25 protein-coding genes are annotated in these 24,004 nt (G+C 64.4%); 17 read left to right on the top strand and 8 right to left on the bottom strand.

Features of this window, described 5'->3' with window-relative positions; translation table 11 throughout:
• Positions 1 to 8 precede the first annotated feature (8 nt).
• Together AC56LG_RS22340 and hmgA are read right to left on the bottom strand one after the other, a co-directional pair.
• On the bottom strand, positions 9 to 422 hold the full coding sequence (locus tag AC56LG_RS22340) for a secondary thiamine-phosphate synthase enzyme YjbQ (RefSeq protein ID WP_497168220.1): 414 nt from the start codon (positions 420 to 422) through the stop codon (positions 9 to 11).
• A 9-nt stretch (positions 423 to 431) separates the two neighbouring features.
• Complete coding sequence (gene hmgA, locus AC56LG_RS22345) at positions 432 to 1,742, bottom strand: homogentisate 1,2-dioxygenase (protein ID WP_497168221.1); 1,311 nt, start codon at positions 1,740 to 1,742, stop codon at positions 432 to 434.
• A 315-nt stretch (positions 1,743 to 2,057) separates the two neighbouring features.
• On the opposite strand from hmgA, the gene mtoX reads away from it, so the two are divergent.
• The 3 genes from mtoX (at position 2,058) to hppD (ending at position 5,421) form a co-directional block, all read left to right on the top strand.
• Positions 2,058 to 3,392: a methanethiol oxidase gene (mtoX, locus tag AC56LG_RS22350; RefSeq protein WP_497168222.1), complete on the top strand. Its 1,335-nt coding sequence runs from the start codon at positions 2,058 to 2,060 to the stop codon at positions 3,390 to 3,392.
• Between the two features lie 18 nt (positions 3,393 to 3,410).
• Positions 3,411 to 4,103 carry an SCO family protein gene (locus tag AC56LG_RS22355; protein ID WP_497168223.1) on the top strand — a complete coding sequence of 231 codons (693 nt, stop codon included), beginning with the start codon at positions 3,411 to 3,413 and terminating at the stop codon, positions 4,101 to 4,103.
• Positions 4,104 to 4,332: 229 nt separating this feature from the next.
• Positions 4,333 to 5,421 carry a 4-hydroxyphenylpyruvate dioxygenase gene (gene hppD, locus AC56LG_RS22360; RefSeq protein ID WP_497168224.1) on the top strand — a complete coding sequence of 363 codons (1,089 nt, stop codon included), beginning with the start codon at positions 4,333 to 4,335 and terminating at the stop codon, positions 5,419 to 5,421.
• A gap of 201 nt (positions 5,422 to 5,622) precedes the next feature.
• On the opposite strand, the gene AC56LG_RS22365 is transcribed toward hppD, so the two are convergent.
• Positions 5,623 to 6,258: a hemerythrin domain-containing protein gene (locus AC56LG_RS22365; protein WP_497168225.1), complete on the bottom strand. Its 636-nt coding sequence runs from the start codon at positions 6,256 to 6,258 to the stop codon at positions 5,623 to 5,625.
• 434 nt (positions 6,259 to 6,692) lie between these two features.
• Here AC56LG_RS22365 and AC56LG_RS22370 point away from each other — a divergent pair, with 434 nt between their 5' ends.
• Positions 6,693 to 7,601, top strand: a complete 909-nt coding sequence (locus AC56LG_RS22370) for a manganese catalase family protein (RefSeq protein WP_497168226.1) — start codon at positions 6,693 to 6,695, stop codon at positions 7,599 to 7,601.
• 146 nt (positions 7,602 to 7,747) lie between these two features.
• Positions 7,748 to 8,656, top strand: coding sequence for a ZIP family metal transporter (locus tag AC56LG_RS22375; RefSeq protein WP_497168227.1), 909 nt, complete (start codon positions 7,748 to 7,750; stop codon positions 8,654 to 8,656).
• Positions 8,657 to 8,875: 219 nt separating this feature from the next.
• On the opposite strand, the gene AC56LG_RS22380 is transcribed toward AC56LG_RS22375, so the two are convergent.
• Together AC56LG_RS22380 and AC56LG_RS22385 are read right to left on the bottom strand one after the other, a co-directional pair.
• Positions 8,876 to 9,526, bottom strand: a complete 651-nt coding sequence (locus AC56LG_RS22380) for a dienelactone hydrolase family protein (RefSeq protein WP_497168228.1) — start codon at positions 9,524 to 9,526, stop codon at positions 8,876 to 8,878.
• 133 nt (positions 9,527 to 9,659) lie between these two features.
• Entirely contained in the window at positions 9,660 to 11,003 is a 1,344-nt protein-coding gene (locus AC56LG_RS22385) for an MFS transporter (protein ID WP_497168229.1), read from the bottom strand.
• A 143-nt stretch (positions 11,004 to 11,146) separates the two neighbouring features.
• Here AC56LG_RS22385 and cyoA point away from each other — a divergent pair, with 143 nt between their 5' ends.
• From cyoA to AC56LG_RS22420, 7 genes are read left to right on the top strand one after another with little or no spacing between them, the layout of a single operon-like run.
• Entirely contained in the window at positions 11,147 to 12,157 is a 1,011-nt protein-coding gene (gene cyoA, locus AC56LG_RS22390) for a ubiquinol oxidase subunit II (protein WP_497168230.1), read from the top strand.
• Between the two features lie 2 nt (positions 12,158 to 12,159).
• Positions 12,160 to 14,163, top strand: coding sequence for a cytochrome o ubiquinol oxidase subunit I (gene cyoB / locus AC56LG_RS22395; protein ID WP_497168231.1), 2,004 nt, complete (start codon positions 12,160 to 12,162; stop codon positions 14,161 to 14,163).
• The gene (gene cyoC, locus AC56LG_RS22400; protein ID WP_497168232.1) at positions 14,156 to 14,800 is read left to right on the top strand and encodes a cytochrome o ubiquinol oxidase subunit III; all 645 of its coding nucleotides are present in this window, start codon (positions 14,156 to 14,158) and stop codon (positions 14,798 to 14,800) included. The genes cyoB and cyoC overlap by 8 nt, the downstream gene beginning before the upstream one ends.
• Complete coding sequence (gene cyoD, locus AC56LG_RS22405) at positions 14,797 to 15,231, top strand: cytochrome o ubiquinol oxidase subunit IV (RefSeq protein WP_497168233.1); 435 nt, start codon at positions 14,797 to 14,799, stop codon at positions 15,229 to 15,231. The genes cyoC and cyoD overlap by 4 nt, the downstream gene beginning before the upstream one ends.
• A gap of 38 nt (positions 15,232 to 15,269) precedes the next feature.
• Complete coding sequence (locus AC56LG_RS22410; protein ID WP_497168234.1) at positions 15,270 to 16,052, top strand: SURF1 family protein; 783 nt, start codon at positions 15,270 to 15,272, stop codon at positions 16,050 to 16,052.
• A gap of 25 nt (positions 16,053 to 16,077) precedes the next feature.
• Positions 16,078 to 17,379, top strand: coding sequence for an ATP-binding protein (locus AC56LG_RS22415; protein ID WP_497168235.1), 1,302 nt, complete (start codon positions 16,078 to 16,080; stop codon positions 17,377 to 17,379).
• Positions 17,372 to 17,923: a response regulator transcription factor gene (locus AC56LG_RS22420; protein WP_497168236.1), complete on the top strand. Its 552-nt coding sequence runs from the start codon at positions 17,372 to 17,374 to the stop codon at positions 17,921 to 17,923. Before AC56LG_RS22415 ends, AC56LG_RS22420 begins: the two co-directional genes overlap by 8 nt.
• 288 nt (positions 17,924 to 18,211) lie before the next feature.
• Here the strand turns inward: AC56LG_RS22420 and AC56LG_RS22425 are convergent, their stop codons facing one another.
• From AC56LG_RS22425 to AC56LG_RS22435, 3 genes are all read right to left on the bottom strand, one after another.
• A complete protein-coding gene (locus AC56LG_RS22425; protein WP_497168237.1) occupies positions 18,212 to 18,604 on the bottom strand; it encodes a VOC family protein in 393 nt (130 codons plus the stop codon).
• 27 nt (positions 18,605 to 18,631) lie between these two features.
• Positions 18,632 to 19,255, bottom strand: a complete 624-nt coding sequence (locus AC56LG_RS22430) for an exopolysaccharide biosynthesis protein (protein WP_497168238.1) — start codon at positions 19,253 to 19,255, stop codon at positions 18,632 to 18,634.
• A gap of 127 nt (positions 19,256 to 19,382) precedes the next feature.
• Positions 19,383 to 19,727, bottom strand: a complete 345-nt coding sequence (locus AC56LG_RS22435; protein ID WP_497168239.1) for a DUF5710 domain-containing protein — start codon at positions 19,725 to 19,727, stop codon at positions 19,383 to 19,385.
• Positions 19,728 to 20,074: 347 nt separating this feature from the next.
• Here AC56LG_RS22435 and AC56LG_RS22440 point away from each other — a divergent pair, with 347 nt between their 5' ends.
• From AC56LG_RS22440 to kdpA, 5 genes are all read left to right on the top strand, one after another.
• Positions 20,075 to 20,404 carry a hypothetical protein gene (locus tag AC56LG_RS22440; protein ID WP_497168240.1) on the top strand — a complete coding sequence of 110 codons (330 nt, stop codon included), beginning with the start codon at positions 20,075 to 20,077 and terminating at the stop codon, positions 20,402 to 20,404.
• The gene (locus AC56LG_RS22445) at positions 20,401 to 21,036 is read left to right on the top strand and encodes a ParA family protein (protein WP_497168241.1); all 636 of its coding nucleotides are present in this window, start codon (positions 20,401 to 20,403) and stop codon (positions 21,034 to 21,036) included. The genes AC56LG_RS22440 and AC56LG_RS22445 overlap by 4 nt, the downstream gene beginning before the upstream one ends.
• Before the next feature lie 41 nt (positions 21,037 to 21,077).
• Entirely contained in the window at positions 21,078 to 21,824 is a 747-nt protein-coding gene (locus AC56LG_RS22450; RefSeq protein WP_497168242.1) for a TorF family putative porin, read from the top strand.
• A gap of 160 nt (positions 21,825 to 21,984) precedes the next feature.
• Positions 21,985 to 22,074, top strand: a complete 90-nt coding sequence (locus tag AC56LG_RS22455; protein WP_497168243.1) for a potassium ABC transporter ATPase — start codon at positions 21,985 to 21,987, stop codon at positions 22,072 to 22,074.
• 85 nt (positions 22,075 to 22,159) lie between these two features.
• The gene (gene kdpA, locus AC56LG_RS22460) at positions 22,160 to 23,965 is read left to right on the top strand and encodes a potassium-transporting ATPase subunit KdpA (RefSeq protein ID WP_497168244.1); all 1,806 of its coding nucleotides are present in this window, start codon (positions 22,160 to 22,162) and stop codon (positions 23,963 to 23,965) included.
• Positions 23,966 to 24,004: the final 39 nt, after the last annotated feature.

Below are 24,004 nucleotides of genomic sequence, written 5' to 3' on the forward strand. Positions count from 1 at the left end.
ACTGAAACTCAGCCGATGATCGTGACGACGACACTGCGACGGTGCGGGCTGGTGCGGTGCTCCCACAAGTAAATTCCCTGCCACGTGCCCAGCAACATGCGCCCGCCGCCGATGGGCACGGTAAGGCCGGTGTCGGTGAGTACGGTGCGCACATGCGCCGCCATGTCGTCCGCGCCTTCGTCGTCGTGCCGGTAAGCCGGATCGCCATCCGGCGCCAGGCGACCCATGATGGTATCGAGGTCGCGCCGCACGTCGGGGTCGGCGTTTTCGGTGATCGTCAGCGAGCAGCTGGTGTGCTGGACGAACACCTGCACCAGGCCGCAGGCGACGCCGGCGGCCGCGACCACGTCGGCCACCGCGCGCGTGATGTCTTGCGTGCCGCGCCCGCGCGTCTGGAAAGTCAGGATCGCCTGGTGTGCCATGCTTGCTCCTTACGGCGTCGCGCGGAAGTGCTTGCGGATGCCGGCCCAGCAATCCTGGTAGCCGTCTTGCAGTTGCGGCGAGGCCAGCGCATGCGCGGTCGGGCACAGCACGTGTTTGGTTTCGAACATGAAGGCCATCGTGTCCTTCACCTTGCCCGGCTGGCTGGTGTCGGCATTGCTGGCCTTGTCGAAGGTGGCGGCGTCGGGACCGTGGCCGCTCATGCAATTGTGCAGGCTGGCGCCGCCGGGCACGAAGCCCTCGGCCTTGGCGTCGTAGGCGCCGTGCACCAGGCCCATGAATTCGCTGGCGACGTTGCGGTGGAACCAGGGCGGGCGGAAGGTGTCTTCGCCGACCAGCCAGCGCGGCGGGAAGATGACGAAGTCGAGCGTGTCGACGCCGGGCGAGTCGGAGGGCGCCTGCAGCACCAGGAAGATCGACGGATCGGGGTGGTCGTAGCTGATCGAGCCGATGGTGTTGAAATGGCGCAGGTCGTATTTATAAGGGGCATAGTTGCCGTGCCAGGCAACCACGTCCAGCGGCGAGTGCTTGAGGCTCGCCGCCCACAGGTTGCCGCAAAACTTGGCGACCAGCTGGAAATCGCCTTCGCGCTCTTCATAGCGGGCGACGGGCGTGAGGAAGTCGCGCGGGTTGGCCAGGCCGTTCGAGCCGATCGGGCCCAGGTCGGGCAGGCGCAGCAGGGCGCCGAAGTTTTCGCAGACGTAGCCGCGCGCCTCGCCGTCCGGCAGGCGCACCTGGAAGCGGATGCCGCGCGGGATCACGGCGATTTCCTGCGGTTCCAGGTCGATCGTGCCCAGTTCGGTGGCAATTTCCAGGCGTCCCTGTTGCGGCACGATCAGCAATTCGCCGTCAGCCGAATAGAAGAAGCGCTCCGTCATCGAACGGTTGGCGGCGTACAGGTGGATCGCGCAGCCGCTCATGCTCTCGGCCGAACCGTTGCCCGCCATGGTGACCCAGCCGTCGATGAAATCAGTGGGTGCGTCGGGCAGCGGCAGCGGGCTCCAGCGCATCTGGTTCGGCGGCGGCGCCACCTGATCGAACCTGCCGACGATGCGGCCGCCGTCGATTCGTTCGAAGCTGCCGTGCATGGCTGCCGGCCGGATGCGGTACAGCCATGAACGGCGGTTGTGGCCGCGCGGGGCGGTGAACGCGGTGCCGGAAATCTGTTCGGCATACAGGCCGTAGGCCACGCGCTGTGGCGAATTGCGGTGCGCCGGCAGGGCGCCGGGCAGGGCTTCGGTGGCGAATTCGTTGCCGAAGCCGGACTGGTAGCGCAGGTCGGTAGCAATGTGCTGGGTCATGCGGGTCTCCTGGGGAAGCAAGCTTGTTGTTTATCCAGCACTGTAAGCCAAGCGCGGATGTTTTACGACATGAATAGATGAATTGGGACTATTCACGATGTAAATAGTGCTGAGTGCTTAATGACGGGCTAGTCGCTTCGAGCCTCCGGGAAGGGCAATTGTTGCGTAAACGCCATGGCGCGTTAGCGCAAGGGCAGTCGGCGGCAATGATTGCCAACGTTTGCATTGGCAAGCGTATGCTTGTCCTGTTGCTGCCGGCGCGCCTGGCAAGCCTGCCCGCGCGTCGAACCGGATGCTTCTGACAGGAGTTCAAAAATGCGACTACATCGATTTGCACGCGCGGCCGCCGCTGCCGCCATCGTGCTGGGCATGGCTGCCCTTGCAGCGCCCGCCATTGCCGACGAAACCTGTAATTCCCCCTACATGTCGAGCCTGATCAAGGGGCAGGAAGACTACCTGTACGTGTGGACGCTGGGCGTGCAGGGCATGGGCGACGGCTCCGACAAGCTCGTGACGCTCGACGCCAATCCGACATCGCCGAAGTTCGGCCAGGTCCTGACCCAGGTCTCGGTGGGCGGGCGCGGCGAGGCGCACCATGCGGGTTTCAGCGACGACCGGCGTTTCCTCTGGGCGGGCGGGCTGGACGACAGCAAGATCTATATCTTCGACATCCATACCGATCCCGCCAGGCCGCGCCTGGTCAATACCATTGCCGACTTCGAGAAGCGCACCGGCCTGGTCGGGCCGCACACCTTTTATGCGCTGCCGGGGCGGATGCTGATCGGGGCGCTGTCGAATGCCAAGGATGGCGGCGGCGTTACCGGCATGGCCTTGTACAACAACAAGGGCGAATTCATCCGCAAGTACGAGATGCCGGTTGCTTCCGCAATGAAAGGCGGCGACGGCTACGGCTACGACCTGGCCATCAATCCGGCCCGCAATGCGATGCTCAGTTCCAGCTTCACCGGCAAGAAGAACTACATGACGCCGCTGGGCAGCCTCATCAAGGACGGGGGCGCGATGAAGCAGTTCGGCAATACCATGGTGATGTGGAACCTGAAATCGATGCAGCCCGAGCAGTTGCTGAGCGTGCCGGGCGCGCCGCTGGAAATCCGCTGGTCGCTCGCCGGCGGCGACGACTGGGCGATCACCGCCACCGCGCTTACCTCGAAACTGTGGCTGGTGAAAAAGGACGCCAAGGGGCAATGGCAGGCGCGCGACGTTGCCACCATCGGCGATCCGGCCAAGACGCCGCTGCCGGTCGACATCTCGATGCGCGCCGACGGCACGGGACTCTGGGTGAATACCTTCATGGACGGCACCACCCGCTACTTCGACATCAGCAACCCGGAAGCGCCGCGCCAGACCTATGCCAAAAAGACCGGGTCCCAGGTCAACATGCTGTCGCAAAGCTGGGACGGCAAGCGTCTTTATGTGAGTTCGTCGCTGCTGGCCAATTGGGACAAGGCCGGCGCGGACAACGAGCAGTTCGTCAAGCTGTTCGCATGGAATGGCAAGGAGCTGAACGAACAATGGAACGTCGACTTCTACAAGCTCAAGCTGGGCCGGCCGCACCACATGAAGTTCGGGGCGCGCAGCGGGCAGCAGGCTGCTTACGGCACCGAGGCGGGACGACTGGCGCGGCGGTGAGGGTCGCGCCGGCGCTGCTTGGCGCCTTGCTGGCGCCTTGCTGGCGCCTTGCTGGCGCTGGCAACGTGCGCGGGCGGCGCCGCTGCTGCAGACGTCCCGGCGCCGGTCCCCGCGCTTGGTTTCGTGCCGCCCGCGCCGGGCAGCTACCGGCTCGAACGCATCATGCGTGCGCCCGACGGCATCGTGCTGGAAAGCGACGGCAGCGTGCGCCGCCTGGCGGAGTTCACGACCGGCAAGGTCACGCTGTTCTCGTTTATCTATACCTATTGCACCGATGCAAAGGGTTGTCCGCTGGCCTATGCCACCCTGCACAGCCTGAAGCGCACGATCGAGACCACGCCGGCCTTGCGCGGCAAGGTGCGCTTCGTCAGCATAAGCTTCGATCCCGAATACGACACGCCGGTGGCGATGCGCAGCTATGGCGGCGCCGAGGCCCGCGATCGGCGCGGCCTCGACTGGCATTTTTTGACCACCCGCGGCGGCCGTGAGCTGGCGCCGCTGCTCGACGGCTTCGGCCAGGACGTGTCAGTGGCCGCCATCAGGCCGCCGGGCCAGCGCGCACCGGTGCTGGGCCACATGCTGAAGGTGTACCTGCTCGACGCCTCCGGCACCGTGCGCGAAATCTACTCGACCTCCTTCCTGCACCCGGCGGTGCTGCTGAACGACATCCGCACGCTGCTGGCCGAGCCTGCCGGCAAGCGGGCGCGGTAGGGCAGGTCCTTCCCACCGCGGCCGGTTCTCGGGTATCCTCGCGGCGCGGCGCGGCGCGGAGGGAGGGCGAAGCGTGCCGATTCGACATCATGGCCTGAAACTCGGGCGCAACTGGCGTATCATTCCGCTCGTCGCACGGTTCCGCCGGGCGCCGCTCACGAGGCGCGTGCCGGCTGGAGGAGATCACTTGCATCGCAAGTAAAACAAAAGGAAGACAAGGAAAAACAAGATGGCTGACCTGTTTGAGAATCCAATGGGCCTGATGGGCTTCGAATTTGTCGAGTTCGCGTCGCCGACGCCGGGCCTGCTCGAGCCGATCTTCGAGAAACTGGGCTTTACCAAGGTCGCGGTGCACCGCTCGAAGGACGTCGTGCTGTATCGCCAGGGCGAGATCAATTTCATCGTCAACAACGAGCCGAAGAGCTACGCGGCCTATTTCGCCGCCGAGCACGGCCCCTCGGCCTGCGGCATGGCTTTCCGCGTCAAGGATTCGCACGCCGCCTACAAGCGCGCGCTGGAACTGGGCGCGCAGGCGGTCGAGATACCAACCGGCCCGATGGAACTGCGCCTGCCTGCAATCAAGGGCATCGGCGGCGCGCCGCTGTACCTGATCGACCGTTTCGAAGACGGCAAGTCGATCTATGACATCGATTTCGAATTCATCGAAGGCGTCGAGCGTCGTCCGGCCGGCCATGGTTTACGCATCATCGACCACCTGACCCACAACGTTTACCGCGGGCGCATGGCTTTCTGGGCCGGCTTCTACGAAAAATTGTTCAACTTCCGCGAAATCCGCTACTTCGACATCAAGGGCGAATACACCGGCCTCACCTCGAAGGCGATGACTGCGCCCGACGGCAAGATCCGCATTCCGCTGAACGAAGAGGGGAAAGCCGGCGGCGGCCAGATCGAGGAATTCCTGATGCAGTTCAACGGCGAAGGCATCCAGCACATCGCCTTGCTCACCGACGACCTGATCACCACCGTCGACGCCCTGCGCAGCGCCGGCGTACCGCTGATGAGCGCGCCGCCGGAAACCTATTACGAGATGCTCGACGGCCGCATCCCCGGCCACGGCGAGAGCGCCAGCGAATTGCAGGCGCGTGGCTTGCTGCTGGACGGGAACGTGGTCGACGGCAAGCCGCGCCTGCTGCTGCAGATCTTCGGCGAAGCGCAGCTGGGGCCGGTCTTCTTCGAATTCATCCAGCGCAAGGGCGACGATGGCTTCGGCGAGGGCAATTTCAAGGCGCTGTTCGAGTCGATCGAGCGCGATCAGGTCAAGCGCGGCGCGATCGGGCAGACGGCCGAAGTAGCGTAAGCAGTAGTAGCAAAAAACGCCGATGCACTGGAGAGCCAGCGCATCGGAGCGAAGTTCGTAGGGTGGGCTCTCGAGCCCACGCGGTGCAGCGCATGACGGTCGAAATATGTCCGACAGGTCATTGACGTTCCAGCTTCAGGCCGGTGCGGTGTCGCTTCTACCGACGTACCGCGTGGGCACAAGTGCCCACCCTACCTTCCTTCAGCTTCCGTGCGGCGTCGAATTCGCATTCGCCCAGGTGCCGGTATTTGCCGCCGGGCTGCCCGGCTTCTTGACCAGCTTGCCCAGCGCGAACAGGGCGCTGGCAACGCCCACCACCACCGCCGTCGTGCTGCCCGAGAAGCCCACTGCATGGCTCTTGGCCAGCTTGCCTGCTTTCGGCGCGATCAGTTCCATGCGGCGCTTGGTCATCTGCGAGCCGAGTTCGGCCAGGCGCGCCTTGCTCATCAGCGTTTCCGCCTGCGGCAGCAGCGTCGTTTCCTCGTCGGCCACGTGGTGGATCACGTCGCGCATGAGTTCCAGCAGAATCTTGTCGTGACGTGGATCGGAGGCGCTGGTGCGGCGCAGTTCGGCGATCAGGCGGCGCATGTCGTTGTGCTCGGGCTCGGCCTTGTGGACGAACGGTTCGCCCTTGTCGAGCTGGCGCATCACCGGATAAAAGACTTCTTCTTCCAGCGTGGCGTGGATCTCGAGCGCCGTACAGATGGTGTCGGCCAGTGCCTTCTTGACACTTGGCGACTTGTCCTTCGTGTACTGGTGGAACGTTACCATCACATGCGAGTGATCGAAGCGGATCATGTCGGTGATGGTTGGGCTCAATTGGTTCAGCGAAAACATGGTGGTGTCCCTCCGGGTTGACTAATAATTAAGATGCTAATTTGGCCAGTCTGCGCACGGCGTAGGACCGTAACGCAGCGTTTTGTCGGCCAAGTGCGCGTCGTCAGCCATACACGTTGCGCCCATATAGTGTGCAACAGGCGGGCAGGGCGGGGCGCTCCTCTGGTCCGCGCCACGTTCGTCCCCGCGAATCATTTCGTAACCGACAGTAGTGTTTCCTGATGGCGACGCAAACAGCTAATTCCTATGAGAATTTTTGATAGTTTGTCACCCTTGTCCTACATGCACACGGCCAGAGTACTGATTACTTGATAACCCTTGGCTGCGATGATGAGTCCACGTTCGACTGACGGCGAGAAGCCGTACAGCCGTTTTGAGATGGCGTTGCACGCTGTCGCGTGAACGCTTAGTTTTCATCTATCGGAGGAGTCGGAATGTTTGCACATAACAAACGCCTGCAATACACGGTCCGCGTCGCGGGACCGAACCCCGGCCTGGCCAACCTGATGCTCGAGCAGTTCGGCGGGCCACAGGGCGAGCTGGCTGCGGCCATGCGTTACTTTACCCAGGCTGTCGCTGAAGACGATCCAGGCCGCAAGGACATGCTGTACGACATCTCCACCGAGGAACTCAGCCACCTCGAGGTGATCGGCCACATCGTCGCCATGCTGAACAAGGGCGCCAAAGGCCAGCTGGCCGAAGCGGTCGATACCGAAGCCGAGATGTATCGCAAGATCACCGGCGCTGGCAACGACTCCCATATCACCCAGGTGCTGTACGGCGCCGGCGCACCGCTGACCAACTCGGCCGGCGTGCCCTGGACGGCGGCCTACATCGACTCGATCACCGAGCCGACGGCCGACCTGCGTTCGAACATCGCCGCCGAAGCGCGCGCCAAGATCGTCTACGAGCGCCTGATCGCGCTGACCGACGACCCCGGCGTGAAAGAGGCGCTGGGCTTCCTGATGACGCGTGAAGTGGCGCACCAGAAGTCGTTCGAAAAAGCGCTGTATTCGATGGAGTCGAACTTCCCACCGGGCAAAATGCCGGTCGACCCACGCTTCTCCAGCGTCTACTTCAACATGTCGCAGGGTCCGGGCGAAATGCGCGGTCCATGGAACCAGGGCGAGAAGTGGGACTTCGTCACCGACCGCGAGAAGCAGATGGCAGTCGATGGCGGTTCCGGCGAAGCCGAAGTCAAGCTGCCGGCCGACGACATCGACGTGCTCAAGCAGATGCAGGTGCGCACGATGTCCGATCCGACCAAGGACCCGCAGACCGGCGCCGAGCTCGGCCTCGATCCGTCGACGCCAAAAGGCGCGTCGGCAGTGAGCAAGCCGTAATGCAAGCGCGGCGCGCGCGCGGAATGGGCTGCATCGTATACAGTCCCGCCACGCGCGCCGTCGCCATCGCCATCGCTGTTTTTGCTACCCTGCTAAGTAATACACTTGCGGGGTAGTTCCGTTTCGGCGGACAGAAGGGATCGTGGATGGAATCCAGAATACAGAAATTGCGCTGGACCGGCGCGCTCATGCGCGCGCTGACCGTGCGCCGCGTCATCGGCTTGCTGATCTGTTCGGCGGGCTGTCTGTTATTGCTCGGCAGCCTGGTCGAGCAGCTCATCAATGCAAATCCGAAAATGCATTACGCCTTGCTGGGCGGCGCCACGGCGGCCGCGGCGACGGCGCTGGGGACCCTGCCGGTCCTGTTTTCACAGAATTTTTCGAAACGCACCTACGACGGCTTCCTCGGCTTCGGCGCCGGCGTGATGCTGGGCGCGACCGCATTCTCGCTGGTGATTCCGGCGCTGGCCGCCGCGCGCTCCTCGGGCGCCGGGCCATGGGAAGCGAGCCTGCTGGCCGGGGCCGGCATCATGGCCGGCGCCGGCGCCATCCTGCTGCTGAGCCGTGCAACGGCGCCGGCCCAGGTACTCGCCAGCGACGTGCACGGCAACTCGCTGCGCCGCGCCTGGCTGTTCGTCACCGCGGTGGCGCTGCACAATCTCCCCGAGGGCATGGCGATCGGCGTCGCCTACGCCGGCATCGACATCGAAAAAGCCCACTCGCTCGCCACCGGGGTCTCGATCCAGGACGTGCCCGAAGGCCTGGTGGTGGCGCTTGCCTTGCGCACGGTCGGCTACAGCCGCCTGACCGCGGTCGGGCTGGGCGTCTTGTCCGGCGTGATCGAGCCGATCGCCGCCGCATTCGGCGTGGCGCTGATCGGCATTTCCGGCGGCATGCTGCCCTTCGCCCTGGCCGCTGCCGGCGGCGCGATGCTGTTCGTGATCGTCAACGACGTCATTCCCGAGATGCGCGAGAACGGCAACGGGACCTCGGCGACGATCGCGCTGATCTTCGGCTTCATCCTGATGACGGTGCTGGATACGGCCTTGGCGTAAACCGAAGCGGGTATGCAGGGTGGGCACTTGTGCCCACGCGGTTGTGCCGCGGCGGCACGTACCCTCATTGGAGACCCTATCGGAAGGCATATCGCACGCGGTCGATCAGCGTATTTCGACTTCGGGGATTGTGCGGCACGCATGGGCGCGACCGCGTGGGCACGAGTGCCCACCCTACAATACCTCGACGGTCCTGGTTGCCGCCCAAGCTTCGAGCTTTTAAAGTTCCAAATGCCGCACGAACCAGTCTGACGCCATCTCCGCCACCTGTTCCAGCGCCCCCGGCTCCTCGAACAGGTGCGTCGCTCCCGGCACCACTTCCAGCGCCTTGTCGCAACGTAGCACCGCCAGCGCCTGGCGGTTGAGTTCGAGCACCTCGGTATCCGCTCCACCGACGATCAGCAGCGTCGGCGCCTGCACTTGCGCCAGCGCCGTGCCGGCCAGGTCGGGGCGGCCGCCGCGCGACACCACGGCGGCGATGCCGCTGCCGCTGTTCGCAGCCACGCGCAGTGCCGCGGCGGCGCCGGTGCTGGCGCCGAACAGGCCCAGGGGCAGGGGTGCGCTCAGGGGTTCGGTGCCGAGCCAGCGCGCGGCCGTGTGCAGGCGCGCGGCCAGCACGTCGATGTCGAAGCGGTTGCGGTAGCGCGCATCCTCGGCCGGCGTGAGCAGGTCGAGGAGGAGGGTAGCGACGCCGGCCTCGCGCAGCGCGGCGGCCACGGCCTGGTTGCGCGGGCTGTGGCGGCTGCTGCCGCTGCCGTGCGCGAACAGGACGACGCCGATCGGGTCGGGCGGCAGTGCAAGGGCGCCGGCCAGCGCAACGCCAGACGCTACGCCATCCGCGCCAATCTCCACGGGGTATTCGCGCACCATATTGGCCCTCCTGTACGGCCTCCAAATCAGCTTGGACCGCCGCCACAAAAGAAAAATCCGGCCAGGCACGGGGCCTGGCCGGATCTTGGAAAACAAGCCGCGCCGCCGCAAAGGCGGCGCAGTCAGGTCATCATCAGTCGCGAATCTCCAGCTTGCGGTTCAGACTCAGCGCCGCCAGCGAGCCGACCGCGCCCGACAGCAGGTAGAGGCTGACGTAGCCGAGGCCGAAGTTGGCCGACAGGCCGAGCGCGACCAGCGGGGCAAAGGCGGCGCCGACCAGCCAGGCCAGGTCGCTCGTCAGGGCCGCGCCGGTGTAGCGGAAGCGCGATTCGAAGTTCGAGGTCACGGCGCCGGCGGCCTGGCCGTAGGACAGGCCGAGCAGGGCGAAGCCGATCAGGATGAAGGTGTTCTGGCCGGCTTCGCCGCCGTCGATCAGCATCGGGACGAAGGCCGAGAAGATCGCGATCAGGGCGGCCAGGGTGCCGAGCGTCGTGCGGCGGCCGACTTTATCCGCCACCAGGCCGGAAATCAGGATGCAGACGGCGGCCAGGGCGGCGCCCCACATCTGGATGTGCAGGAAGCCGCTGATCGGGCGGGTGTCGTACAGCTGCATCCACGACAGCGGGAACACGGTCACCAGGTGGAACAGGGCGTAGCTGGCCAGGGCGGCGAGGGCGCCGATGACGATGTTGCTGCCTTGCTTGCGCGCCAGTTCGCCGACGGGTGCCGGGTCGAGTTCATGGGCGTCGAGCAGGCGCGAATATTCGGTGGTCGAGACCAGGCGCAGGCGCGCGAACAGGGCGACGACGTTGATCGCGAAAGCGACGAAGAATGGGAAGCGCCAGCCCCAGGTCAGGAAATCGTCGGTCTGCACGTTGTCCAGCAGGTAGGCAAACAAGCCGGCGGCGATCAGGAATCCTAACGGAGCGCTCAATTGTCCGAGCATCGCATACCATCCGCGCTTGTGTTCGGGGGCGTTCAGCGCCAGCAGCGACGGCAGGCCGTCCCAGGAACCGCCTTGCGCCACGCCCTGGGCGATGCGCATCAGGGCCAGCAGGACGATCGCGGTGCTGCCGATCCTGTCGTAGGTGGGCAGGAAGGAAATCACCACGGTGGCGGTGCCGAGCACGAACAGGGCGATGGTCAGCTTGACTTCCCGGGAGAAGCGTTCCTGGATCTTCATGAAGACGATCGTGCCGATCGGGCGCGCGATGAATGCGAACGAAAAGATGACAAACGAGTAGAGTGTGCCTTCCAGCCGGTCCGCCCACGGGAAAAAGATCGCGGGGAAGACCAGCACGGAGGCGATTGCGTAGACAAAGAAGTCGAAATATTCCGAGGCGCGGCCAATGACAACGCCAACGGCAATTTCGCTCGGGGAGATGTGGTCGTCCCGGGCATTGATGTTGCGGGCTCCGCTATGCGGGGCGGTTACTGGGGCGGCTCCTGCGCCGCCGTAATGAGTCGTGCTTTGCATGTTCTTCGTCTCCAGGTAGGTGCGCGGCCTTCAAGAGAGTCCCCTGGCCTGGGCAAGGGTGGGACAAAACGTCCAATGTGCAACGAAGGCCGATGGCATTACAGTAGCATGTTCTCATTCCCATGTAACGTTAGATACCTAGCATGATTCCTAAAATTGTCCGACCCGGACTGTCGTTACTCCTGCTTGCGGTGCTGTCCGGCTGCAACACGGTGGTAATGAACCCCTCCGGTGATATCGCCAAGCAGCAGGCCGACCTGGTTACGGTCTCGGTCCTGTTAATGTTAATCATCATTGTGCCGGTCATGCTCTTGACCGTGTTCTTCGCCTGGAAGTACCGCAAGGGCGCCAACGCCCGGTACGAGCCGGACTGGGATCACTCGACCAAGCTCGAACTGGTCATCTGGGGCGCGCCCCTGCTGATCATCATCGCGCTGGGCCTGATCACCTGGATCAGCACCCACAAGCTCGACCCGTACCGTCCACTGGAACGCATCGACCAGCACCGTCCGATCCCGGCCGGCACCAAGGTCCTCGAAGTTCAGGTGGTTTCGCTGGACTGGAAGTGGCTGTTCATCTATCCGGAGCAGGGCATCGCGACGGTCAATGAACTGGTCACCCCGATCGACACCCCGATTCGCTTCAAGCTGACTTCGTCGACCGTGATGAACGCGTTCTACATCCCGACCCTGGCCGGCATGATCTACACGATGCCGGGCATGGAGACGACCCTGAACGCGGTGCTGAACAAGCCGGGCGAGTTCAAGGGCCAGTCGTCGAACTTCAGCGGCGACGGTTTCTCGCACATGAAGTTCGCCTACCGCGGTACCAGCCAGGCCGACTTCGACGCCTGGGTCGGCAAGGTCAAGGCCAGCGGCAACACGCTCGGCCGCAACGACTACCTGGCCCTGGAAAAGCCGTCGGAAAAAGAGCCGGTGCGCCATTACGGCACCGTCCAGCCGAACCTGTTCATGACGGTCGTGAACCGCTGCGTGGCCGAAGGCGCCGTCTGCATGAACCACCAGATGGCCATGGACACCCAGCGCGTACGTAACGACATCGCCCTCAAGCAATTGCCGCAAGACGGCAAGCGCCAGGTCGCCGATGCCACGACTGAAGTATGCGAAACCCCTACTAATTCTGTGAAGAAGTAACCATGCAAGACTCATTTGACTTGACGAAGCTTATCTTCGGACGGCTCAGCTGGGACGCGATTCCGTTCCACGAGCCGATCCTGCTCGCTACCTTCGCAGGCGTGCTTGTCGGCGGTGCGGCCCTCCTGGGCCTGATCTCCTACTTCCGCCTGTGGGGCACCCTGTGGCGCGACTGGATTACCAGTATCGACCACAAGAAAATCGGCATCATGTACATGATCCTGGGCCTCGTGATGTTCCTGCGCGGCTTCGCCGACGCGCTCATGATGCGCGCCCAGCAGGCGATCTCGTTCGGCGAGAACGCCGGCTTCCTGCCGCCGCACCACTACGACCAGGTCTTCACCGCCCACGGCGTGATCATGATCTTCTTCGTGGCGATGCCGTTCGTGACGGGCCTGATGAACTACGTCGTGCCGCTGCAGATCGGCGCCCGCGACGTGGCCTTCCCGTTCCTGAACAACTTCTCGTTCTGGATGACGACCATGGGCGCCGTGCTGGTCATGGCCTCGCTGTTCGTCGGTGAATTCGCGCGTACCGGCTGGCTGGCCTTCCCGCCGCTGTCGGGTATCCTGGCAAGTCCGGGTGTCGGCGTCGACTACTACATATGGTCACTCCAGATTGCGGGCGTGGGTACATTGCTCTCAGGGGTCAACCTGATCGTCACCATCGTCAAGATGCGCGCACCGGGCATGGACCTGATGAAGATGCCAGTGTTCACCTGGACCTCGCTCTGCACCAACATCCTGATCGTCATGTCGTTCCCGATCCTGACCGCCACCCTGGCGATGCTGGGCATGGACCGCCTGTTCGACACCAACTTCTTCACGAACGACAAGGGCGGCAACGCCATGCTGTACGTGAACCTGATCTGGATCTGGGGCCACCCCGAGGTGTACATCCTGATCCTGCCGGCCTTCGGTATCTTCTCGGAAGTCGTCTCGACCTTCTGCAACAAGCGCCTGTTCGGCTACACCTCGATGGTGTATGCGACCGTCGTCATCATGGTGTTGTCGTACCTGGTCTGGCTGCACCACTTCTTCACCATGGGTTCGGGTGCGAGCGTCAACGCGTTCTTCGGTATCACCACGATGATCATCTCGATCCCGACCGGCGCGAAGATCTTCAACTGGCTGTTCACGATGTACCGCGGCCGTATCCGTTTCGAACTGCCGATGATGTGGACCGTGTCGTTCATGCTGACCTTCACCATCGGCGGCATGACCGGCGTGATGCTGGCGATTCCGGCGGCCGACTTCGTGCTGCACAACTCGCTGTTCCTGATCGCCCACTTCCACAACGTCATCATCGGCGGCGTGCTGTTCGGTCTGTTCGCGGGCTTCAACTACTGGTTCCCGAAGATGTTCGGCTTCAAGCTCAACAAGTTCTGGGGCGTGATCTCGTTCTGGCTGTGGTCGATCGGTTTCTGGGTCGCCTTCCTGCCGGGCTATATCCTGGGCTTCATGGGCGTGACCCGTCGTTCGAGCCACTTCGAAGACCCTGAAATGCAGTGGCTGTTCGTGATCTCGTTCATCGGCACCCTGATGATCGCCGGCGGTATCGCGGCCCTCCTGATGCAGATCTTCGTCTCCTGGCGCGACCGCAAGAAGAACGTCGACGTCACCGGCGACCCATGGGATGGCCGTACGCTGGAGTGGGCGACCTCGTCGCCACCGCCTGACTACAACTTCGCGTTCACGCCGGTCGTGTACGACAACGACACCTTCGCCGACATGAAGAAGAATGGCTGGACCCGTCCGCTGAAGGATTACGTCGCGATCCACATGCCGAAGAACACCTGGGCTGGTTTCGTGATCTCGGCGCTGTCGATGGTGCTCGGTTTCGCGATCATCTGGCACATGTGGTTGCTGACCGGCCTGTCGTTCATCGCCATGATGATTGCCGTCATTGTCCATACGTTCAACTACAAGCGTGACTATTACATCCCGGCGGAAGAAGTGACCCGCACCGAGAACGCACGCACTAAATTGCTGGAAGCCCATGTCTGAAATTAACGCAACCCTGAACGCTCACCCCGGTGCCCCCGGGGCCGACGCCGGCTCGCGCTACCACGTGCGCGAGCATCATCCGGAACACGGCACCATGCTGGGTTTCTGGATTTACCTGATGAGCGACTGCCTGATCTTCGCCAGCCTGTTCGCGACCTGGGCTGTCCTCGGCCGCAACTACGCCGGCGGTCCGTCCGGCGCCGAACTGTTCGACCTCAAGCTGGTGGCCATCAACACGGCTTTCCTGCTGGTGTCGTCGATCACCTTCGGCTTCGCGATGATCTCGGCGCAGGCGAAGAACCTGGGCAAGGCCCAGCTCTGGCTCGGTATCACCGGTGTGCTCGGCGCCTGCTTCCTGGCGCTGGAAATCTACGAGTTCTACCACCTGATCCACGAGGGCGCCGGCCCGTCGCGCAGCGCCTTCCTGACCGCGTTCTTCTCGCTGGTCGGCACCCACGGCCTGCACGTGCTGTTCGGTATCGTCTGGCTGGTCACGCTGATGTTCCAGCTGGCCAAGCACGGCCTGTCGGTCGAGAACCTGCGCCGCATGGCTTGCCTGTCGATGTTCTGGCACTTCCTGGACGTGGTCTGGGTCTTCGTCTTCACCTTTGTTTACCTGATGGGAGTGCTGCCATGAGCAACGGCCACCACAACCACGGCCACGACGCGCACAATGCCCACGATGCGCTCCACGGCCACAGCCATGGCGACGAGCCGGGCGTGCATTACAGCCTGAAGGACTACACGATCGGCTTCGTGCTGGCCGTGATCCTGACGGTGATCCCGTTCTGGCTGGTCATGGGCAATGTGATCGAGCCGGAAATGACGCGCTTCGTCATCATGGGCTTCGCCGGCGTGCAGGTTGTCGTCCACATGATTTACTTCCTGCACATGAACTCGAAGTCCGAGGGCGGCTGGAACATGATGGCGCTGATCCTGACCATCGTCCTGCTGGGTATCATCCTGGCCGGCTCGATCTGGGTCATGTACCACATGAACGCCAACATGATGCCTGGCATGGGCGACGCAGCCGGCATGACCGGCCACGGCAACCACGACATGCAATGATGGACCGGCACGATCCGGCGCATGCGGCTGAACCCGGGATGAAGCGGCCACGCAGCGCGGTGCGCATCGTCCTGGCGCTCATCGGCCTGTGCCTGATCGTGCTGTTCGCGGGGCTGGGGACCTGGCAGGTGCAACGCCTGCAATGGAAACTGGCCCTGATCGAACGTGTCGAATCGCGCGTCGGCGCACAACCGGTAGCGCCGCCTCCCGCGGCGCGCTGGTCGCAAGTTTCAAAAGAATCCGACGAATACCGGCACGTACGCCTGGCCGGACACTTCCTCTACGAATTTTCCACACCGGTGCAAGCCGTGTCCGAACTGGGCGCCGGCTTCTGGTTGGTCACGCCGCTGTGCACGGCGGACGGCAGCATCGTCCTGGTCAACCGCGGCTTCATTCCCGCCGCCGATGCGCGCGGGCGCTATCCGGCGCGGCGCGCTGAAGGCAATCCCTGCGTCGGCGTGGCCGGCGCCCCCCACAGGTTCACCGCCTTGTTGCGCATTACTGAACCGGGCGGCGGCTTCCTGCGCGACAACGACCCGGCCGGCAACCGCTGGTTCTCGCGCGACGTTGCCGCCATCGCCGCCGCGCGCGGGCTTTCCAACGTTGCACCATTTTTCGTCGATGCGCGGCGCGGGCAGGACCCGGCAAGCGCACCGGAACACCCGGTCGGCGGCCTGACTGTCATTTCCTTTCAAAACAATCACCTCGTGTATGCGATCACTTGGTATGCTCTTGCTTTGATGGTGCTCGGCGCGTGGTGGTTTGTCGCGCGCACGGGTTCGAACAGGGAAACCGGCAGGAACGATGGCAGTAAAGCTTGATCTACTCACAAAAATAACACCGTCGATGGCCTCGGCGCTCGAGGCCACCGTCGAATACGCGGCCGGCCACAAGAACATGCTGCAGCTGATCGAGCTGCGCTGGATCGCCGTCATCGGCCAGGTCACCACGATTGCCGCGGCGATCCTGATCTTCGATATCAACCTGCCGCTGGTGCACATGCTGCAGGTGCTGGCCTGCCTGATCGCCTTCAACATCGCCAGCCACCTGCGCTGGCACGAACGGCGCCCGGTCGCCAACAGCGAACTGTTCATGGCCTTACTGGTCGACGTGGCCACGCTCACGGTGCAGCTCTACCTGTCCGGCGGCACCACCAACCCGTTCGCCTTCCTGTACCTGCTGCAAATCATCATCTCGGCCGTGCTCCTCGAAGCCTGGTCGACCTGGACCATCGTCGCCATCACCCTGGTGTGCCTGGCCTTGCTCGCCGTGTTCGCCCAGCCGCTGGCGCTGCCTTTCGACCATGCGCGCGGTATCGCCAGCCTGTACGTGCAGGGCATGCTGCTGTGCTTTGCGATCAATGCGGCGCTCCTGGTGATCTTCATTACCCGCATCAGCGGCACCTTGCGCGCCAAGGCGGCGCAGCTGGCCGACCTGCGCCAGCGCGCCGCCGAGGAAGACCATATCGTGCGCATGGGCCTGCTCGCCTCGGGCGCCGCCCACGAGCTGGGCACGCCGCTGGCGACCCTGTCCGTCATCCTGGGCGACTGGAAGCGCATGCCGGCCTTTCGCGACAGTCCCGACCTGCTGGAAGAAATCACCGAGATGCAGACCCAGCTGAAACGCTGCAAGTCGATCGTCAGCGGCATCCTGCTCTCGGCCGGCAGCGCGCGCGGCGAGTCGGCGGTGCGCACGACCATCCACACCTTCCTCGACGGCCTCGCCGAAGAGTGGGAAGACAGCCGCAAGGTGGGGGTGTTCGACTACGACAACCGCATCGCCGACGACATCCCGGTCGCCTTCGACTCGGCCCTGAAGCAAACCATCGACAACCTGCTCGACAATGCGCTGGAAGCCTCGCCGGATTGGGTCGGCCTGGAAGCGAGCGTCGAGGATTGCAAACTGCGCCTGGAAGTCACGGACCGCGGCCCCGGCTTCGCCCCCGGCATGCTGGCCCAGTTCGGCAAGCCCTACCAGTCGACCAAGAGCCGGCCCGGCGCCGGCGTCGGCCTGTTCCTGGTCGTGAACGTGGCGCGCACGCTCGGCGGCAGCGTTACGGCGCGCAACCGCGAAGAGGGCGGGGCGGCGGTGACGCTGACCATTCCGCTGGCGGCGATTGCACTGGGCGCGGAGGGCGAACATGGCTGATCTGTTACAGGAAGATGCGCCGGTACTCCTCATCGTCGAAGACGACGAAGCCTTTGCCCGCACCCTGGGCCGCTCCTTCGAACGGCGCGGCTACCGCGTGCTGCATGCGCCCGGCTACGAAGAAGCGGCCAGGGTGCTCGAAGACAGCGATCCCGGCTACGCCGTGGTCGACCTGAAACTCAAGGGCAATTCCTCCGGCCTGAACTGCGTGCAGCTGCTGCACGCGCACGACCCCGAAATGCTGATCGTGGTGCTGACGGGCTTCGCCAGCATCGGCACCGCAGTCGAAGCGATCAAGCTCGGCGCCTGCCAGTACCTGGCCAAGCCGTCGAACACGGACGACATCGAGGCCGCCTTCGGACACGTGGCCGGCAATGCCGACATCGAAGTCACCAACCGCTCGACCTCGATCAAGACGCTGGAGTGGGAGCATATTCACGCGGTGCTGGCCGAGACGGATTTCAATATTTCGGAAGCGGCAAGGCGGCTGGGGATGCACCGGAGGACGCTGGCGCGGAAGCTGGAGAAGCAGCGGGTGAAGTGAGGCGGACACGCCTGCTTCAGGTCGGTCACTCCAACTGCTGTTTGTTGTTTGTTGGCCGAAGCGCACCGTAGGGTGGGCTCTCGAGCCCACGCGTTTCTTTCGTGCCCTGACTAACCGGGTTTGCCTCCGGAGCGACCATGTGCATGCTCGCGGATCATCTGCTGCACGGCCGCGTGGGCACAAGTGCCCACCCTACGGTACGCATCGGCCCAAGGCTTTCCAACACGAACTGCCGCTTCTTCAGCGTGACGGGCGGCAAGCGGAATCAATTTCCGCCATCGCTCGCACTCACTTCGGACGATACAGCGCGCACAATTTGTTGCCGTCCGGATCGCGCACATAGGCCAGGTGCAGCGCGCCCATGGCGCCCTCGCGCAGGCCCGGCGGATTTTCGATCGAGGTGCCGCCGTGGGCGACGGCGGTGTCGTGGAATTGCTGCACCTGTTCTGGCGAGCTGCACTTGAAGCCGATGGTGCCGCCGTTGGCAGGGGTTGCCGCCTCGTCGTTGATCGGTTCGCTCACACAAAAGCTGTTGCCGTCGTGGCGGTAGAACAGGCGGGTGTGGCCGCTGTCCGACTTGTTGCGCACCGGCTCGCCCGCGCCCAGTGTGCCGAGCACGGCGTCGTAGAAGCGCTTCGAACGTTCGATGTCGTTGCTGCCGACCATGATGTGGTTGAACATGTGGTGTCTCCTCTCGTTGTGAACTTTTCAGGCCGTGATGCGCTGGAACACTTCGCGTGCCGCCAGCCCGCCGCCGCCGATCAGCAGCGCAAAATAGACGATGGTCGCGACGTTGCTGATATGGCCCAGCAGTACGCAGACGCCGTCGCGCTGCAGCAGGCCGATGGCGAAGAACAGCAGCGCCACGGCCGGGAAGGTATTGCTGAAGGGAATCAGGCCGAACGGCATCATCAGCAGCACCGCGCCCAGGATCAGCGACAGGTTGTTCATGTGCGTTGCCGGGCCGTCGGCCACCAGCCAGCCGATGCGGTCGGGACGGCTCACGCGTTCGATCTTTTGCAGCCAGGGCAGGGCCTTGCGCAGCAGCGGGCGCAGCTTCTTGGTGGCGATGACGCGGTGCTCGATTTTGGCCGGAATCCACAGATCGCGCCGGAACAGGCGCGCCAGCCCGATCAGCAGGATCGCCGCGCCGAAGACGGTCGACACGCCCGGGATCGACACCGGAATCAGGAACACCAGCGTGAGCAGGGCGGTCAGCAGCAGCAGGCCGTCGTCGCCGACGCGATGCACCAGTTCGGCGAGCGTGATGCCGGTGCGCGGCAGGGAGCGGACCAGCGAACGCAGGCGCTGGGAGATGGTGTCACTGTGCATCGTATCCTTGGGAAGATTGAGTTGACCGGTGCGCGCAGGCCATGGCCCCTTGCGCCGCCCGCTAGTATAACGGCCGGGCAAGCCTTGTTGAATGCGCTTTGGTAAAACGTGTGGCCGGCGCGACGCTTTACAGCCCGGCCAGCAGCTTGCGCACTGCCTGGTGTGCTTCCAGCCAGCCGCTTTCGATGAGCCGCGGCCGGCATTCGGCGCATTCCTCGAACGGATTGCAGGCGTGCGCCAGTTCGACGTATTTCGAGCCGATCACCGGCTTGGCGCCATGGGCGTCGCGCGATGAAGATGCCTTGGCAGCCAGTCCGTCGAGTTTCTCGGCGCCGCCGGCGGCGATCCAGCGCGCGAACGGTTCCATGTCCTTGCCGTCCGGCACGTACCAGCATTTGCGGGTCGGGTTCCAGCGCGCGCCCAGCGCCTTGGCTTCGTCTTTTTCCGCGTACGGCACCTTCAATATGATCATTGCTTTCCCTGCAGTTCGAGTACGGTGCGTATTGTAACGCCTGCGCGCCGCCGCCTCGGCCGCCACGGGCGCCACGGGCACAACGACAGCCAGCCCACGCGTCTGAGCCTGCGGCGCATGAAGGCACCGAACCCGAAGACTCCAGGCATGACCGCCGGATAGCTGCAGCGCCAGTGCGGCTCCGGCATGACTTCGAAGTTCATGCCGTACCGACTGAACACCATGAGAGCGTGAAAAAAGCGCCGTGTTTACGTCGCGTTTACATGCCGAGCAGCATTTTTTAGAAAATCTTTATGCCTCGCTTGCTACGCTTCTTTCCGTCACTTACGTAGCACAGGAGAGGCACCATGAACCCATTCGTACCACTCGCGCCATTCGTCACCGGATTCGCTGCGCGTTCGTCCCGCACGCCGCATGCCGTGTCATGCCCGGTGCAGACCCGCACCCTGCAGATGACCATCGACGCGGCATCGATCACGACGCTGCGCCAGCTGGCGATGCGCCTGTGCGGGGACGCGTTCGAATTCATGCGCATCGCCATCTGCGCCGGCGGCGCCCGCATCCAGGTGTGGCTGTGCGTGCAGCAGCCCTTCGCCGACCTGCTCGGCGCCACCATCGTGCAGCGGTTTCCCGGCGCACGAATGGGCGCGCATGCCGAGGGAGGAGCACAGGCATGATCGTCGCCCTTGCCGGCACCGGGAGCGGCTTGTTCCGGACGCTGTTATCGGTGAACCTGGCGGTCCTGCGCGCGCGCAGCGGCCGCAAGATCTGCCTGATCGACACCGACCCGCGCGAAAGCGCCTATACCTGGAGCTGCGAGCGGCGCGCGGCCCGCCAATGGCCCTCGATTCCGGGCCGCGCCCCGTCGAGCCGCGTGCTGGAGCACGAGATCAGGGAACTGGCGCCCGAATACGCCGACCTGCTGATCAACACCGGCGGGCGCGACAGCCAGGCCAGCCTGCCGGCGCTGATCGCCGCCCGCATCGTGGTGGTGCCGGTCACCGTCGACATCGACGTCGACCGCGACTACCCGCTGATCGCGCGCCTGAACTCGGCGCGCATGTTCAACCCGGCCCTGAAGGTGCTGTTCGTCGTCGTCACCGACGGCGCCACGCCAGCGGCCGAACGGCTGGCCGCCGTCAGGCGCTACACCGCCCACGTGATGTCCGCCTCGCTTGCCGCGACGGTGCTGCACGTGCATGGCGGACGCGATTACGGCCGCGGGCGCTGTGTCTGCGATGCCGCGACCTGCGACCCGGAGGCGGCCGCCGAACTGCATTCGCTGTACCGCGAAATCTACGTCCACTAGCGGACGCCCGTTTTTTTAACAAGCACGACTGAAAGACCGACATGAAATCTGCAATCCTCGCCGCCGCCCTGATGAGCATCTTCAGCGGCATCGCCAGCGCCGCCGACGGCGCCGCCACGTTCGCGACCAGCTTCAACGTCGCCGTCACCAGCGACTACCGCTACCGCGCCATCTCGCAGACCCGCCTGAAACCGGCGCTGCAGGGCGGCGCCGACGTCGTCCACAGCGCGTCGGGCCTGTACGCCGGCATGTGGGCGTCCACCATCAAATGGACGAAGGACGCGGGCGGCGACGGCGACGTCGAGATCGACCTGTACGCGGGCAAGCGCGGCGAACTCGGGGCGGGCTTCGGCTACGACCTGGGCGTGCTGCGCTACGCCTACCCATCGAACGAGCTGGCCGCCGTGCCGGGCTTCGTCAACGCCAATACCACCGAAGTCTACGGGCAGCTGTCGTTCGGTCCGGCGTTGCTGAAGTATTCGCACGCGGTCACCAACCTGTTCGGTTTCGTCGACAGCAAGGACAGCGGCTACCTCGACCTCTCCGCCAACCTGGAAGCCGGGCAGGGGCTGGTGGTCAACCTGCACGCCGGGCGCCAGCGCATCGAGAACAACGACGCGGCCAGCTACACGGACTGGAAGGTCGGCGTCACCAGGGACTTCGGCGTGGTCAGCGGCGCGCTCGCCTGGATCGGGACGAATGCCCGCGAGAGCGCGTATGCCTCGGCGGCCGACGGCAAGTTCCTCGGCAAGTCGGCGCTGGTGCTCACCGTCAGCAAGACGTTCTGAGACCAAGCGACCCATGACAGGGCGTCCCGCTACAGGACGTCCGTTACACGGCGTCCGATTTTTACGGCTTGTTTACGCCAGGCCCGTCAGTCTTTATAAAATTTTTACGGAGCAGGCGCTACGCTTGCCCTACCAAAAACAGCAGTTCAAGAGGGATCACATGGACATCATCTACATCGGCGCATTGGCCCTGTTCTTCGCACTCTGCCAGGCCTTTGCGGCCGGCTGCGACAGCCTGGGAGGCAAATAATGGAAACCTGGCTCATCGGTGCGCTCGTTGCGCTCGGCCTGCTGGCCTACCTGGTCCGCGCGCTCGTGAAAGCGGAGGAATTGTGATGACCTTGCAATCACTGGCGCTGCTGGGCGCCTTCCTCGCCGTCCTGTTCGCGCTCGCCTGGCCGCTCGGGCTGGTGCTGGCGCGCGTCGGCGGCGGCGGTCCCGTGCCCGGCCTGGCCTGGATGGGCGGCATCGAGCGCCTGCTGTACAAGGCCGGCGGCGTGGCGCCCGAAACCGGCATGGGCTGGAAGTCGTACGCGCTCTCCCTGCTGGTCTTCAACACCATCGGCGCGCTGTTCGTCTACGCCCTGCAGCGCCTGCAATCCTGGCTGCCGCTCAATCCGCAGGCGCTCCCCGGCGTCAGCCCGGATTCGGCCTTCAACACCGCGGTCAGTTTTGTCGCCAACACGAACTGGCAGGGTTACAGCGGCGAACAGACCATGAGCTACCTGACGCAAATGCTGGCTCTGACGGGACAGAACTTCTTCTCCGCCGCCACCGGCATCGCCGTCGTGTTCGCGCTGATCCGCGGCTTCAGCGCGCGCTCGGCGCAGACCATCGGCAACTTCTGGGTCGACCTGACGCGTTCCACGCTGTACGTGCTGCTGCCGCTGTCGCTGCTGGTGTCGGCCATATTGATGGGGCAGGGCGTGATCCAGAACTTCTCGGCCTACCAGGAAGTCCAGCTGATCGAGCCGGTGACCTACCCGGTGCCGAAGACCGGCGGCGACGGCCAGCCAGTGACGGACGCGGCGGGCGAGGCCGTCATGGAAAGCGTGACGGCCACCACCCAGACCATCGCCATGGGGCCGGTCGCCTCGCAGGAAGCGATCAAGATGATCGGCACCAACGGCGGCGGCTTCTTCAATGCCAACTCGGCCCACCCGTACGAGAATCCGACGCCGCTGTCGAACTTCGTCGAGATGCTGGCCATCTTCATCATCCCGGCCGGCCTGTGCTTCGCCTTCGGCCGCATGGTCGGCGACCGCCGCCAGGGCCTGGCGGTGCTGGGCGCGATGACCGTGCTGTTCGTCGCCGCCACCCTGGCCGTGATGAGCGCCGAGCAGTCGGTGCACCCGCAGCTGGCGGCGCTCGGCGTGGACCAGTCGGCCGGCGCCCTGCAGGCCGGGGGCAACATGGAAGGCAAGGAGACGCGCTTCGGCATCGCCGCTTCCAGCCTGTTCGCCGCGGTGACCACCGCGGCCTCCTGCGGCGCCGTGAACGCCATGCACGATTCGTTCACGCCGCTCGGCGGTGCGGTACCGATGCTGTTGATGCAGCTCGGCGAAGTGGTCTTCGGCGGCGTTGGTTCGGGCCTGTACGGCATGCTGGTGTTCGCCATCCTGGCCGTGTTCATCGCCGGCCTGATGATCGGACGCACGCCGGAATACCTGGGCAAGAAGATCCAGGCCTACGAGATGAAGATGAGCTCGATCGTCATCCTGGTCACGCCGCTGCTGGTGCTGGGCGGCACGGCGATCGCGGTCATGCTCGATGCCGGCCGCGCCGGCGTGGCCAATCCGGGTGCGCATGGCTTCTCCGAAATCCTGTACGCATTCAGTTCGGCCGCCAACAACAACGGCAGCGCCTTCGCCGGCCTCTCCGCCAACACGCCGTTCTACAACACCATGCTGGCCATTGCCATGTGGTTCGGGCGCTTCGCCGTGATCGTGCCGGTGCTGGCGATCGCCGGGGCGCTGGCCGCCAAGCCGCGGCTCGAGGCCAATCCCGGCACCATGCCCACCCACGGCCCGCTGTTCGTCGGTTTGCTGGTCGGGGTGGTGCTGCTGGTCGGGGTACTGAACTACGTTCCTTCCCTCGCCCTCGGCCCGGTCGTCGAACACCTGCAACTCCATTCGAAGTAAAGCGCATGACCTCAAGTAAAGCGCGAATCATGGCTACGG

It is taken from the genome of Telluria sp. ZB2R32 (assembly GCF_059685715.1).

Bases quoted from the DNA above. Each gene is read 5' to 3' on its own strand.
- AC56LG_RS22340 (WP_497168220.1), bottom strand. From the start codon at position 422: ATGGCACACCAGGCGATCCTGACTTTCCAGACGCGCGGGCGCGGCACG.
- hmgA (WP_497168221.1), bottom strand. From the start codon at position 1,742: ATGACCCAGCACATTGCTACCGACCTGCGCTACCAGTCCGGCTTCGGC.
- mtoX (WP_497168222.1), top strand. From the start codon at position 2,058: ATGCGACTACATCGATTTGCACGCGCGGCCGCCGCTGCCGCCATCGTG.
- hppD (WP_497168224.1), top strand. From the start codon at position 4,333: ATGGCTGACCTGTTTGAGAATCCAATGGGCCTGATGGGCTTCGAATTT.
- AC56LG_RS22365 (WP_497168225.1), bottom strand. From the start codon at position 6,258: ATGTTTTCGCTGAACCAATTGAGCCCAACCATCACCGACATGATCCGC.
- AC56LG_RS22370 (WP_497168226.1), top strand. From the start codon at position 6,693: ATGTTTGCACATAACAAACGCCTGCAATACACGGTCCGCGTCGCGGGA.
- AC56LG_RS22375 (WP_497168227.1), top strand. From the start codon at position 7,748: ATGGAATCCAGAATACAGAAATTGCGCTGGACCGGCGCGCTCATGCGC.
- AC56LG_RS22380 (WP_497168228.1), bottom strand. From the start codon at position 9,526: ATGGTGCGCGAATACCCCGTGGAGATTGGCGCGGATGGCGTAGCGTCT.
- AC56LG_RS22385 (WP_497168229.1), bottom strand. From the start codon at position 11,003: ATGCAAAGCACGACTCATTACGGCGGCGCAGGAGCCGCCCCAGTAACC.
- cyoA (WP_497168230.1), top strand. From the start codon at position 11,147: ATGATTCCTAAAATTGTCCGACCCGGACTGTCGTTACTCCTGCTTGCG.
- cyoB (WP_497168231.1), top strand. From the start codon at position 12,160: ATGCAAGACTCATTTGACTTGACGAAGCTTATCTTCGGACGGCTCAGC.
- cyoC (WP_497168232.1), top strand. From the start codon at position 14,156: ATGTCTGAAATTAACGCAACCCTGAACGCTCACCCCGGTGCCCCCGGG.
- cyoD (WP_497168233.1), top strand. From the start codon at position 14,797: ATGAGCAACGGCCACCACAACCACGGCCACGACGCGCACAATGCCCAC.
- AC56LG_RS22410 (WP_497168234.1), top strand. From the start codon at position 15,270: ATGAAGCGGCCACGCAGCGCGGTGCGCATCGTCCTGGCGCTCATCGGC.
- AC56LG_RS22415 (WP_497168235.1), top strand. From the start codon at position 16,078: ATGGCCTCGGCGCTCGAGGCCACCGTCGAATACGCGGCCGGCCACAAG.
- AC56LG_RS22420 (WP_497168236.1), top strand. From the start codon at position 17,372: ATGGCTGATCTGTTACAGGAAGATGCGCCGGTACTCCTCATCGTCGAA.
- AC56LG_RS22425 (WP_497168237.1), bottom strand. From the start codon at position 18,604: ATGTTCAACCACATCATGGTCGGCAGCAACGACATCGAACGTTCGAAG.
- AC56LG_RS22430 (WP_497168238.1), bottom strand. From the start codon at position 19,255: ATGCACAGTGACACCATCTCCCAGCGCCTGCGTTCGCTGGTCCGCTCC.
- AC56LG_RS22435 (WP_497168239.1), bottom strand. From the start codon at position 19,727: ATGATCATATTGAAGGTGCCGTACGCGGAAAAAGACGAAGCCAAGGCG.
- AC56LG_RS22440 (WP_497168240.1), top strand. From the start codon at position 20,075: ATGAACCCATTCGTACCACTCGCGCCATTCGTCACCGGATTCGCTGCG.
- AC56LG_RS22445 (WP_497168241.1), top strand. From the start codon at position 20,401: ATGATCGTCGCCCTTGCCGGCACCGGGAGCGGCTTGTTCCGGACGCTG.
- AC56LG_RS22450 (WP_497168242.1), top strand. From the start codon at position 21,078: ATGAAATCTGCAATCCTCGCCGCCGCCCTGATGAGCATCTTCAGCGGC.
- AC56LG_RS22455 (WP_497168243.1), top strand. From the start codon at position 21,985: ATGGACATCATCTACATCGGCGCATTGGCCCTGTTCTTCGCACTCTGC.
- kdpA (WP_497168244.1), top strand. From the start codon at position 22,160: ATGACCTTGCAATCACTGGCGCTGCTGGGCGCCTTCCTCGCCGTCCTG.